The organism is Streptomyces sp. Act143 (assembly GCF_003143935.1).
In the GTDB taxonomy this organism is placed as follows: domain Bacteria; phylum Actinomycetota; class Actinomycetes; order Streptomycetales; family Streptomycetaceae; genus Streptomyces.
Genome location: NZ_QFRX01000001.1, coordinates 5344446 through 5356598, shown reverse-complemented (window position 1 = coordinate 5356598; position 12153 = coordinate 5344446). Strand labels below are relative to the sequence as shown.

Annotated in this window: 11 protein-coding genes and 1 pseudogene; 6 read left to right on the top strand and 6 right to left on the bottom strand. The window is 68.6% G+C overall.

Features of this window, described 5'->3' with window-relative positions:
• The first annotated feature begins 61 nt into the window (after positions 1-61).
• From DI272_RS24245 to DI272_RS24235, 3 genes are all read left to right on the top strand, one after another.
• Positions 62-982: a DUF2637 domain-containing protein gene (locus tag DI272_RS24245; protein WP_109497393.1), complete on the top strand. Its 921-nt coding sequence runs from the start codon at positions 62-64 to the stop codon at positions 980-982.
• A 354-nt stretch (positions 983-1336) separates the two neighbouring features.
• Positions 1337-1678, top strand: a complete 342-nt coding sequence (locus tag DI272_RS24240) for a plasmid mobilization relaxosome protein MobC (RefSeq protein ID WP_109497392.1) — start codon at positions 1337-1339, stop codon at positions 1676-1678.
• Positions 1675-3390, top strand: coding sequence for a relaxase/mobilization nuclease domain-containing protein (locus DI272_RS24235; RefSeq protein ID WP_109497391.1), 1716 nt, complete (start codon positions 1675-1677; stop codon positions 3388-3390). Before DI272_RS24240 ends, DI272_RS24235 begins: the two co-directional genes overlap by 4 nt.
• Before the next feature lie 416 nt (positions 3391-3806).
• Here the strand turns inward: DI272_RS24235 and DI272_RS46250 are convergent.
• A pseudogene (locus tag DI272_RS46250) lies at positions 3807-3929 on the bottom strand (IS481 family transposase); the annotation flags it as partial.
• A 5-nt stretch (positions 3930-3934) separates the two neighbouring features.
• Positions 3935-5287 carry an MFS transporter gene (locus tag DI272_RS24225; RefSeq protein WP_258314648.1) on the bottom strand — a complete coding sequence of 451 codons (1353 nt, stop codon included), beginning with the start codon at positions 5285-5287 and terminating at the stop codon, positions 3935-3937.
• A 162-nt stretch (positions 5288-5449) separates the two neighbouring features.
• Here DI272_RS24225 and DI272_RS24220 point away from each other — a divergent pair, with 162 nt between their 5' ends.
• Positions 5450-6085, top strand: coding sequence for a helix-turn-helix domain-containing protein (locus tag DI272_RS24220; RefSeq protein WP_109497389.1), 636 nt, complete (start codon positions 5450-5452; stop codon positions 6083-6085).
• A 104-nt stretch (positions 6086-6189) separates the two neighbouring features.
• Here the strand turns inward: DI272_RS24220 and DI272_RS24215 are convergent, their stop codons facing one another.
• From DI272_RS24215 to DI272_RS24200, 4 genes are all read right to left on the bottom strand, one after another.
• Positions 6190-6885: a WbqC family protein gene (locus tag DI272_RS24215; RefSeq protein ID WP_109497388.1), complete on the bottom strand. Its 696-nt coding sequence runs from the start codon at positions 6883-6885 to the stop codon at positions 6190-6192.
• Positions 6886-6996: 111 nt separating this feature from the next.
• A complete protein-coding gene (ltrA, locus tag DI272_RS24210) occupies positions 6997-8766 on the bottom strand; it encodes a group II intron reverse transcriptase/maturase (protein ID WP_109497387.1) in 1770 nt (589 codons plus the stop codon).
• Positions 8767-9477: 711 nt separating this feature from the next.
• Positions 9478-10167 carry a YdcF family protein gene (locus DI272_RS24205; protein ID WP_109497386.1) on the bottom strand — a complete coding sequence of 230 codons (690 nt, stop codon included), beginning with the start codon at positions 10165-10167 and terminating at the stop codon, positions 9478-9480.
• Positions 10164-11207, bottom strand: a complete 1044-nt coding sequence (locus tag DI272_RS24200; protein ID WP_109497385.1) for a DNA-binding transcriptional regulator — start codon at positions 11205-11207, stop codon at positions 10164-10166. Before DI272_RS24200 ends, DI272_RS24205 begins: the two co-directional genes overlap by 4 nt.
• Positions 11208-11327: 120 nt before the next feature.
• On the opposite strand from DI272_RS24200, the gene DI272_RS24195 reads away from it, so the two are divergent.
• Together DI272_RS24195 and DI272_RS24190 are read left to right on the top strand one after the other, a co-directional pair.
• The gene (locus tag DI272_RS24195; protein WP_109497384.1) at positions 11328-11732 is read left to right on the top strand and encodes a hypothetical protein; all 405 of its coding nucleotides are present in this window, start codon (positions 11328-11330) and stop codon (positions 11730-11732) included.
• On the top strand, positions 11732-12136 hold the full coding sequence (locus tag DI272_RS24190; protein ID WP_109497383.1) for a hypothetical protein: 405 nt from the start codon (positions 11732-11734) through the stop codon (positions 12134-12136). Before DI272_RS24195 ends, DI272_RS24190 begins: the two co-directional genes overlap by 1 nt.
• Positions 12137-12153: the final 17 nt, after the last annotated feature.

Here is a 12153-nt window from a genome sequence, read left to right as displayed (position 1 = left end):
GATCGCCCTGCTCCGGGCTCGCCCGAACCTCCGAGCAGGCGCACGCGCTGAGGGTGGTCGCGTGAACCGCGTGGGACGCGGCAGTCTCGTCCTCGGCCTGGTGGCTGTAGTGCTCATGGCCTTCCGGGTCTCGTGGAACGCCCTGTCCGACGTGGCCCGCGCCATCGGCGCCGACTCCACCGCCGCCCTGCTCTACCCGATCGTCGTCGACGGGCTGATGGCCCTCGCGCTGGTCGCCACGCTCGTGCTGACCGGCGCCGACCGGAAGTTCGCGCTGCGGGTCCTGGCGACCTACACGATCGCCAGCCTCCTGCTGAACTACGTGCACGGACTCATCCCGACCCTGCACACCACGTCGATCCAGCAGGGCCGGCTCACTGACTGGGACCCGGCGAACTGGGCCCTCGTACTGCTGGCGACCTCGCTCCCGGTCGGGTCGATCTACTTCGGGTCGGACCTCGTGGCGAAGGTGCTGCACTACACCCCCGAGTCGGCAGACTCTGCCGAGGTTGCCTCCGCCCGGTCGGCCGATCGGCGAGCCGACGGAGCCGCCGCACGGTCGGGGTCTGACCAGGACGAACCGGCCACCGCTCGGCCACCGGAGTCGACCCCCGAGGGGGCCGACCAGGCGCGCGTGACGAGGCCGACCGAAGCCGCCCCGAGTCGGGCGACCAATCGGCGCCCCGCTTCCGCCAAGTCGTCCGCCGACCGTACCCGCACGAACGCCGAAGTCCTCGACAAGGCCCGACTGCTGACCGCCGACTGGAGCGACGACCAACTCACCGCCGAACGCCTGCGCAACGAACTGCGCATCGGCCAGAAGCGGGCTCGCGCCGTACGTGACCAACTGCAGGCCGAACGCACCGCCCAGGCCGAAGCCGACACGTATGACGGCGCCGAGGCAGATGCCCTCGACGGACTCGACGAAGCCGCCGCCCAGCAGCAGATGGAACTCAGCACAGCCCCCGTCGGCACGGTCTGACCCCGCCCGCCGGCACCCCGATCGGCTCGTCCAAGGCACGTAGCGTCATTTTCACAGCCCCAACGCCCCACGGAGAACCGCCCCATGCACAACCCGCACCACGAACTCCCCATCCCCCATCAGACGATGACCACCAGCCACAACAGCGCAGCAAGTTGTACCGGAAGCGATGCTTCCGGAGTTCCCGCCCCAGGGGTGGCCGGAACAGCCCGGCGCCAGGGGGCACTGGGCAGTCAGACTGCGACCGAGGGCGGACCGCAGCGGGGAGGAAGGCAGGCCGAGGCGGTGTCGACCAGACGTCAACGCGCTCGTCTGCCGAAATCCCGCAAGCGACTGAAGCAGCCCAGCTGCCGCATGAACGACAGCGAGTTCCAGCGATTCACCGACGCCGCCGCCCACTGCCAGATGTCCAACGCCGCCTTCCTCGCCTACGCCGCCGACAAGGCCGCCCGCGACCTGAACCGCACCGCCGCCGAGATCGCGACGGAACGGGAAGTCATCAACGAACTGTTCGCCGCCCGCCGGCACCTGGGCCGCATCCACGGCCTGTTCAACCAGGTCGCCAAGGCCCTCAACTCCGGCGCCGACGCGCCCCACCTGGACGCGGCCGCCGAGGCCGTCCGCAACGCCGCCCACCGTATGGAGGACGCCGCCGAAGCTCTGCTCGCCCACCGCGACGGCGGTGCCGCTGAGTGATCCCCAGCATCCACGATCGCGGCAGCGAGACGATCGGCCTGATCCACTACCTTTACGGCCCCGGCACCAAAGAGGAGCACATCGACCCGCACCTGGTGGCCGCCTTCGACCCGCTCACCCCCGACCCAGGCCGCGACCCGAAGACCACCTACGAACAGCTCCAACGCCTCCTCGACCAGCCCGTCAACGCCCTGCCCGCCGGCAAGCGCCCAGAGAAGCACGTATGGCACCTGTCCGTACGGGCCGCCCCGGAGGACCCGGTCCTGTCCGACGAGGACTGGGCGGCCATCGCCCGCCGCGTGGTCGCCGCCACCGGCATCGCTCCCGACGGCGACGAAGCCGCCTGCCGATGGGCGGCCGTCCGGCACGCCGACGACCACATCCACATCATCGCCACCCTCGTACGCGACGACGGCCGCCGACCTCGCCTGCACAACGAGGCCCGCCGTGCCCAGGCCGAATGCCGCCGCATCGAAGCCGACTACGACCTGCGCCGCGTCCCGGCCGGGGACGGCACCGCTGCCAAGCGGCCGAGCAGCGCCGAACGGCACAAGGCCGAACGCGAGGGCCGGGACCGTACTGCCCGCGAGGAGCTGCGCGAGACCGTGCGCCGCGCGGTGGCCGGCGCGGGCAGCGAGGAGGAGTTCCTCGACCGTCTCAAGGGCGCCGGGCTTCTCGTACGCACCAAGGTGCTGCCCTCCGGCGACTTGCAGGGCTACAAGGTCGCCCTGCCCGACGACCGCAACGGGGACAACGAGCCCGTCTACTACGCCGGATCCACCCTCGCCCCCGACCTGTCCCTGCCCCGCATCCGCAAGCGCTTCTCCGACAGCACTCCGAACCAGGGCGCGGACACCACGCCCTCCGCCCCGGCCCTGAGCGGACCCGCGACGGCACGACGCCGGACGGCCACAGCCGCATGGCAGGCGATGCTGGTCATCGATCGCGGTGGGGACGCCGAGGTGGCCGCGCACATCGCCGCCGCCGGAGAGGTCCTGGACGCGCTCGCCAAGACCTCCGCCGCCCACACCCGCGCCGAACTTCGCGAGGCAGCTTTCGTGTTCGAGCGGGCCACCCGCTCCCACGTCCAGGCCGAACGCGGGCACGACGGTGCCCTGCGCCGGGCCGCCCGTGACCTCGTCCACAGCGGGCCCGCCCTCGGCCGCGGAGAAGACTGCGCCACCACAGCCATGGCCATAGACATGCTGTTCTTCCTCGTCACCGCCACCGCCCACTGGCACGCCAAGAAGAACCACGCCCAGCAGGCCGCTGCCGCACGCCAGGCCGCCGAGCACCTGCGCGCCGCCTACCAAGCCGCCGCCGGCATCCCACTGGCAGTGCTGTACCAGCGAGGCCGGCACCTGTCCCAGCCGCTTCGTCAGAGACAGGCCGCTTACCTGCGCCACGCCGTGCCGGAGCTGGCGGAACAGGCTCTGGCCGAGCCGGGCTGGTCTGCGCTGGCCGCCACACTCGCCGACGCCGAGGCAGCCGGACACGACCCGGCCGGGCTCCTGGCCGAAGCCGCGAAACGGCGGGAGCTCGCAACCGCGGACTCGATCACCGACGTCCTGGTGTGGCGGCTGCGCCGCATGGCCGATTTGCCCGCCGACGCCACCTCGATGCCCGTACGCGCCTCCACTGCGGACCCGGGCAACCGCCGCGTCACCCACCCCTTGGCGGGCCGAGACGATCAACCCCGCAGGGCGCGATGATTCCGGACATGCGAACAGCCCCCGTGCCGAGGCCAATGGGTTAAGTCAGTGGGAGATCTGGGCCCAGCTGTACGAGGCCATGACGTTGGTGACGCCCGACGTAGTTGAGCTGCCGGGGGCCTGTTCTCAACGGCCGCATGGGGTCGGTGCGAGGGCCTCTGCGTGCTGCTGTTCTGAGGTCCATGCCCGGGCATACAGGAATTCTTCGGCCAGGATCCGGTTGTAGCGCTCGACCTTGCCGTTGTGCCGTGGGATGTACAGCATGATCCACTGGTGCCGGGCCTCGAGCAGGGCTCTGGCGAAGGCGTCAGCGCGTAACAGGAGCCGTTGTCCGTCACTATCCGTTCGATTCGGGTGATTCCGTGAGCGGCGAACCACGCTCGGGCCCGGTGCAGGAACGCGACCGCTGTCGCTGCCTTCTCGGCGCAGGCCCGGGAGATTCCCATCTCAGCGGCAACGTGAGCAATGGGGCGAGTTCGGCAGCGCTCCACGAGGCGGCGGCGCTCTTCAACGGACAACGGTGCGTTGCGGTGAGTCACGCGGCTCACCGTGCTTGTGGGGAGGTGGGGCCCGTGGTGGCCTCCTTCGGCCGTGATACGTGGGCGACGAGGAAGAGCAGTACGCCGCAGGTGGCGACCAGGATCCAGCCCGGGCGGGACGCGTGTGCGAGCGCCGCCGGGCTGGCGGCCGTGACCAGGCCGCCGGCGAGAGCGATGCCGAGGGCGGCGCCGAGTTGCCGTGCGGTGGAGGTTATCGCCCCGGCCACGCCGGCACGGGCGGGTGGCAGTCCATTGACCGCGGTGTTCGTGATCGGGGCGTTGGCGAAGCCAAACCCGATGCCGATGAGCGAGTACGCGGCCAGAAGCAGGAGCACGCTCGTGTGCGGGGTGAGCCGGACCAGGCAGAGCCCGCCGACCGTGATGAAACCGCCGGCAAGGAGCAGCGGCAGCCGCGGTCCCGCGCGGCCGACCATGCGGCCGGACCAGGGGGCGCACACGGTCGCTCCGACGGCCAGGGGCAAGGTCGCCACACCGGCGGCCAGCGGCGTCCATTCCCGAGTGTGCTGCAGGTAGAGGGTGTTCAGCAGAAGCGTCATGTTCAGGGCGACGAAGACCGCCACCGCGCCCATGACGGCACCGCTGAAGACCGGGCGCCCGAAGAGCCGCAGATCCATCAGCGGATCACGTCGGCGGGACTCGACCCACACGAATCCGGCTGTCGCCACGGCAGCCCATGCGTATCCCGCCAGTGCCGCAGGCGACGTCCAGCCCAAGCGCGGCCCTTCGATCAGGATGCCGACCACGACTGCGAGGACCATGGTCAGCAGGACCTGACCGGGCAGGTCGAGCCGCCGGGCCCGCGGTGCCCGGGACTCCGGCACGAACACCGCACTGAACAGCAGAGCGGCAACGATGACGGGTGCGTTGATCCAGAGCAGCGCCCGCCAGTCGAGCCATGCGAGCAGCGCGCCGCCCGTGACGGGTCCGGCGGCCATGCTCAGTCCGAACACTGACGCCCAGATGCCGATCGCCTGCGCCCGTTCCTTCGGGTCCGGCATCGCGTTCACCACGATCGCGAGCGCCACGGGGCTGAGCATCGAGGCACCGACGCCCTGCAGGGCGCGCGCCGCGACGAGTACGCCCACCGACGGGGCGAGCGCGCAGACCAGAGAGGCCGCGCCGAACACGGCCAGCCCGCACTGGAACACCCGGCGGCGTCCAAAACGATCTGCCAGTGCGCCGGAGGACATCAGGAGACTGGCCAGGACGAGGGTGTAGGCGTCCACGCTCCATTCGAGACCGCGCGTGTCGACATGCAGGCCACGCCCGATGGCAGGCAGACCCACATTGACGATGGTGGTGTCCAGGCCCACCAGGAACATGCTCAGGCAGCACACGGCCAGTACCGTCCAGCGTCTGCGCGCGCTCAGTATGGGTTGAACAGGGTGTGTCGTCGCGGTCACGGTCTACCTCTGATGTCCGGGAACAATGCCCGGCAAGGCTCGGCCCGGGCGACGGCCGCAGGCCATCAATTTTGCGAACTCTGCAAAACTGGATCGATGAACACAGGATCCAGGGACGCGGAGCTGGCGCAGATTCTCGATGGCATCGGGCCCCGGCTGCGCAGGCTGCGCCGGGAACGAGGACTCACCCTCGAGGCACTCGCGGCCACGACCGGGATCTCGGTCAGCACACTGTCCCGGGTGGAATCAGGCAAGCGGCACCCGACTCTGGACCTGCTCATCCCGCTGGCACGAGCGCACCACATTGCACTCGACCAGCTGGTGGCGGCGCCGGCCAGCGGTGACCCTCGGGTGCACCTCCGGCCCCTGCACAAGGAGCGCGGCAGCGTCCTCGTGCCCCTGACGCAGTACCCGGGCCGAGTGCAGGTCTTCAAGCAGGTACTGGCACCCCGCCAGCCGGAACTGGTCACCCACGAGGGCTACGAATGGCTCTACGTACTCGCCGGTCGGCTACGCCTCATCCTCGGGGCGCAGGACTTCACGCTGCGGCCCGGCGAAGTGGCCGAGTTTGACACCACCGAGCCCCACTGGTTCGGCCCCGCGGACACGAGCACCGTGGAGATCCTGCACCTGTTCGGTCCACGAGGAGACCACGCCATCATCCGCGCCAGACCGTCCACAACCGATCCCGCCCCGCCGACCGCCCCAAACCCACCGTCAACAACATCATGACCCGCAGCGAACTATCACCAGAGCCGTTGCGGTGAGCGTGCCGCCCGTTTCGAACCGGAACAGGCGGTGCGGGCGTTTCCTGAGTGAACAGTTCGAGCGTTTATTCAGGAAACGCTCCGCTCGTTCCCTGACTGAAGGGGCGCGATCCGAGGGGCGGCGAATTGGCTCGCCAGTTCACCGGGGCCGACCGCGCTCAGCGCCCAGAGGCTGCTCGCTCGGCGGGCCCACAGCCAGAGCAGGTCATCCACAGGGGTGTGGAAGGGCAGAACGGGAATGCCGTGGGCATCGAAGGGGTCGGCGTCGAGATAGCGCAGACCGCCGGTGCCACACAGGTAGTGGGTGCTGCCGGTGGCTGCCGCGAGATCCGCCAGGCGCTCGGAACGACCTGGACGGGTCGGGATCTCACTGCTGTCCAACACGGTCCCTGACCAGCCAAGGACCGTGAGCAGGGCAATAGTCGACGCTGTCGCGACGTCAGCCAGGCGGTCGGAGGTATCGAGGGTGTCCAGGACCGCGTCGAGGACATCGGACACGGCTCTCCAGCGGGGGCTTCGGCCGTAGTACTGCCGCACCAGCAGATGGACCGTTCTGCGCGAGCGCTGGGGGTCAACGAGCCGCGCCTGGTTGATCAACGTCGAGCGTCCCTGGGGAAGATGCGTGGGCAGCGTGAGCCACTGCTGGCGTGCGGGCTCGTCCAGATCGGCCAGGCGTGCGCGGTGCTGGTAGTCGCGGCGCGCGAACTGGACGTCGTCCAGAACGATCCACCGGTCAGCGGCGTAGAGCTTGGCCAGCGTGGACAGCCTCGGGAAGAGTCGGGTAGCCGGACCACGTTGCCGTGGCCCGGCCCCCTCAGAACCGGACGTGCACCTTTCAGCGCATCCGGCTCAAGCAAGCCCCGAGAGCTTCGCAGGTCAGCAGGGTTGCGTGGTCCGTTTCCCGTCGCCTGCATGGTGCTGGCGATGACAATCGGAGTGCACGAGGCGGAGGTTGTTCCGTTCATCTGTGCCGCCGTCTCGCCGGTAGGTGAAGTGATGCTTGTGGAGCATCTTCTTCGAGGCCGCGAACCAGTTGATCCACTCGCGTGGACTGTCGGGTTCGTACTCGGCTCCGGCGATCAGCGCCTGTTTGCAGAGAGGGCATAGCCCTCTCTGCCTCACCGCGAGGAGAAGACTGGTCTTGTCCATCGGTGGTGGCGCTTTCCTGCGACGGCGATCCCGCCAGTAGTCAGCCAGAGCCGGGTCGTCCGGGGACGCTCCGCCCTTGACCAGAGGGTGGCGGGCGATGCCCGTCCAAGCGAACTTGATGAGGAAGGCGCCGCTGTTGCGGTCACCGAACACCCATTGGTCGCGCCGAGACGGGTGGAACTGGCCGAAGTACCGGGCCCTAGCCCAGTGCCTCGACTTGTTGCCGTGGCGTCGCCTGGCCCATCTGTAGGCCAGCCGCCACATGTAGGTGTCCATGGACGAGAACGTCGATGAGGACACCCACGCCCGGTAGTAGGCCGCCCAACCGCGAATGATCGGGGTGAGCCTGCGCAACACGGCCGCTGCGTTGGCCCCTTGAAGGGCCTGCATCTCGGTCCGCAGTCGCGCCCGGAGCCTCTTGCAGGCCGCTCGGCTCGGCTTGATGATCAGCTTGCCTCTCAGTCGGCGGACGGTGAATCCGAGGAAGTCGAACCCCTCTTCGAGGTGAACGACCTTGGTCTTCTCCTCGTTGAAGCGAAGACCTCTCGGCTCCAGCCAGTCCTCCAGTCGGGACCTGACCTCGTGTGCCTGGGCTTCGTCGTGGCAGAGCACGACGAAGTCGTCGGCATATCTCACCAGCGCCGGAGCACCTGTCTTGATCCGGGGCCCCCGCGTTGAGCGGGCCCGGTACTGGCACCCTGCGGCCTGTTCCAGCCCGTGTAGTGCGACGTTCAACAGCAGAGGGCTGATCACGCCGCCCTGGGGAGTCCCCTCCTCGGTTGGCGCGAACCGACCGCGATCCATCACACCCGCCTTGAGCCAGCCGCGGATCAAGTCCCTTGCGGGGAACTGGCCGAGCAGGGCCATGAGGTGGTCGTGGTTGATGCGGTCGAATGCTGCCGACAGATCCGCGTCCAGGACCCACAGACGGCTCGGGTTCTTGCCCTTCGACGTCCAGTAGATCGCTGCGATCGCGTCCTGGCAGCTGCGGCCGGGCCGGAAGCCGTAGGACCTCGGCTCGAACCGCGCCTCCCACTCGGGTTCCAGAGCGTTCTTTACGCGGGCCTGGAGGACTCGGTCACGGATGACCGGGATGCCGAGTGGTCGCTGTTTCCCGTTGCTCTTGGGGATGAACACTCGCTTGACCGGCCTGGCCTTCCAAGGGTTCGACAACCGATGGATCTCGGCCGCCAGCTCGCCTCTCGCCTTGGGGGGGAGGGCTCGTTCCCCGTCAATGCCAGCGGTCATGCGACCACTGCTCTGCTGCGTTACCCGCTTCACGCTGACCAGCGTGTTGCTACGGCTTCGCAACATGAGCTTCTGCAAGTTTCGGACCTTCTTCCAGTCCTCTTCCTGCGTTGCTTTGAAGATCCTCTGTCTCAGCCGCCGTACGTTCTCCTCGCAGGTGGCCCAGTCGATGCCGTGCCAGTCGAGTAGGGCGTCCTCGGGTCCGTTCGCCGCAGGCGAGGACATCGCGGCAGATGCCGTGACCTCCATGTTCGCCTCCGGTGTCTAACTTGTCCCTCGGTTCGGGCTTCCTTGCAGTGGTGACTTCAAAGGCTCACCTGATCCACGTGGGCACCCTTTCGGGCCGGGCCACCAGAGCCCGTATCCGGCGAGTTATGCGAGAGCGGGTGAAGGCCCCAACTCCCGGTTTCCTCTGGCCTTTCGGCCTGCCGGCCTTCGCTTCTTGGATCGTCCTTCTCCCACCGAGGACTTCAGCTCTCCTTGCGGTCGGCCTACCAACCCGGATGGATTGGACCTCGATGGGGTTTCCACGTTCCACACCAGTAAGACGCGGCCGGGGTGGGCGCCCTCTTCACTCCGGGGCCAGCGGTGTCCTCCCCCCGGACAAACCTTCCCGGAGGTCGCTTGGTGCCTTCCAGCACCGGGCCCTGCGACCGCCGCTTGCAAGCCATCGAGCGGTCTCACCATCACGAAGCATCGATAAGGGTTCACTTGCGTTCACCCGTCCAGCCTTCCCCTCGCCTGTGACTCCTCGATGGCCGAGGTGCTCTTGGACTTGAACGCTCAGCTTCACACCCCGCCGTTACCAGCGACGCATGTGAGCGCGGGGACGGGCCTTGGACACTGGCCCGAAGTTCAGCCGATCAGTACCTACTTCATGCGGCTGTCCTCACTTCTCTGGTGCGACCTCGTGTCGCACGGTTCGGCTGGTGGATCGCACACACCCCGCCCCGGGGCGGGTCAGGTGCCGATGAGACGGCTGTCGAAGCCGGCCCGCAGAAGGCGCTCGTAAGCGTCATGCACATCCCCCGGTACGTCCTGCTCGACGGCGAAACCGAGCTTCGGGTACTCGATCACCCGCTGCAGGTCGCCGACGAGCATGTCGACGACGAGCTTCTCGTCGCCGATCGACTTGATGTAGTCGTCCAACTCCAGTGGCTCGGAGCCACAGATGACCTCGGCCTCCGGCCACAGCTTGCGGCAAGTCGCGTAGGAGCGGCGCTCCATGTACGGCTTAGAAATCAGCAGCAGGGAGCCGACCTCGACGCCGGCCACGGCCAACAACTCCCTTGAGAACGTGATGTTCTGGCCGGTGTTCGCGGACTTCGGCTCCACGAGGATCGCCTCGTCCGGCACCCCCAGGCTCAACGCATGTTCCCGGTAGTGCACGGCCTCCCCGCGGGGGAAACGTGCCCGGGTGGTGGGGCTGTTGCCGCCGCTGAACACTACGACCGGGAAGAGGCCGGCGCGGTAGAGGTCAGCGGCCGTGGTTGCGACGCCCAGGTCGTGGCTGCCCAGGCCGATCGCCGCCGAGCAGGGGCGCAGGTCGTGGCCCATCTGGTGGTAGTTCCAGATCAGCGTCGCGTCGTGGAACTGCTCGTCGGTGATCTGGCGCTGCTGGTGCTGCGGCACTGGCACTCCCTGGCTCATCCTTGCTGGCCCTGTCGGATGCCCTCGATGCTGCGCAGCTGGTGGCTCAGCCCGAACTGCTGGGCCACCTGCGCCGCCTGGTCGAGGACGGACAGCCCATCATTGCGGGTCGCCGCATCCGACAGAAGGATGTGCCCGTAAGCGGTGTCCAATCGCACGCGCTGCATCGGGGAGTCAACCGTGCCGGTGGTGCGGGCGATGTCGATGTAGTGCAGAGCCTGGTCCAGGTGACCGGCACCGCGGTGGGCCAGGGCCAGCTTCTGGTTCGCCACGGACCAGTCCTCCGGCTCACCGAGAGCCTCGAACTCGCAGGTGGCGGCCGCCATGACCTCGGTGGCGTACTCGTTGTCACCCTCCTTGCTCAGCGCCGTACCCACCCACAGCCGGGCACGCGCCCGGTCGCGCCGGCTCAGTCGCTCGTCCCGGGCAAGCTGCTCGTAGTGGCGGGCGGAGGCTTCCAGCTGGCCGGACATCTCCTGCACCACGGCCAGGGACAGCTCGATCTGGGCGGCCCGACGCGGGATGTCGAGTTCACAGAACATGCCGCGGGCGGTCAGATAGGACTGGCGCGCAGAGAGCGGACCGAGAATCGCTCCCTGGTCCCGCTGCACGTCCCCGAGCAACACCAGTGAACGCCCGTACAAGTAAAGGCCCTTGTCGTCGAGATCATGCGGGTCGTGGCGGCCCAGCCAACGATTCAGCAGCGCCGACGCGAAGGGGAAGTTCTGGCGGCTCACGCAGACCACGGCGCGCTCGATGTCCTCGGTCCACGTCTCGTAGTCGGCCGGGCGCACGCTCTTTCGCTCCGGGAACAGCAGCTCTTCGAGTCGGGCATGGGCCGCGGAGTCCGCGCGGGCAAGCGCGGTGTCGAGGATGGCCTGCGTGTCGGGCCGGGGATGTGTTTCGGCGCCCAGGCTCTCCCACTTGGCCACCGTGCGCAGGGCCACGCCGAGGTGGTCGGCGAAGGCGCGGGTGCTCATGCGCAGAGCGGCACGCAGGGCGCTGGCCTCGCGGCCACTCCACTGCTGCACGCTGACCACGGATTACCTCCCTCCGACACGTATGGAAGCACTCTCGGTGACCATGTGGGACGGGAAGTGCAACGGAAGTACAACAGCAGGTCATTTCAAGGCCGTTCGCAACGGACGACGCTCTTGGTCATGGACGACGAACCCATCACCGAGCTCCGCTCCATCACCGGCCCGCGCGTCTTCGGCTACCTGCGCCACATCACCGGCAGCGCGGCCCGCCACACTGCGCTCGCCGGCTGCCTCACCGAGTACTGTCGTAGCCACGAACTGACGCTGTGCGGCGTGTTCACCGACCGCGAGCCGGCCGTCGCCATCCGTGCCTCCGCCTACATCGGTCTGCTCGACGCCCTCGAACTACCCGACGCCTACGGCGTCCTGGTCCCCGCGCTCGGTCACCTCGGCCCCAGGCCCGTCGCCGCCGAACGCAAGGGGCAGATAGCGGCAACCGGCGTCCGTCTGATCGTGGTTCGTTCCGCGAGACCGCAAGCGGGCAGCAAGCGCCTCGTCCGCCTCCAGCAGCGGGGAGGCACCTGATGTCTGTACGTACGGCGCTGCGCCGGGCCCCGATGGTCGGCGACGTTCCCGGACTGCGCATGCTGCAAGTCGGCGACGAATGGGATCTCGTACGAACGTCCGCGGAGGTCGGTCTCCTGGCCCTGGCCCACCTGCGCGCCATCGGCGCCCCCATCGGCCCGGTGCTCTACGACGGCCCCCACGAACGCCTCTACTACGTGATCCGGACCGGCACCGCCGACAGCGACTGGGGCGACCTTCCGGTCCGGCACCTCTCCACCAACTCATGGCTCGTGGCACCCGGACTGGAGCTGATGGACGACTGGTTCGGCGGCTGGTGCGAGTTGCCGGACGACGACACCCTCACCGACCCGGACCTCCTGCGCGCCGCCCTCCAACACCCGTACGTGGCCGACGCCCAATAGGACGCGACCACGCCCCC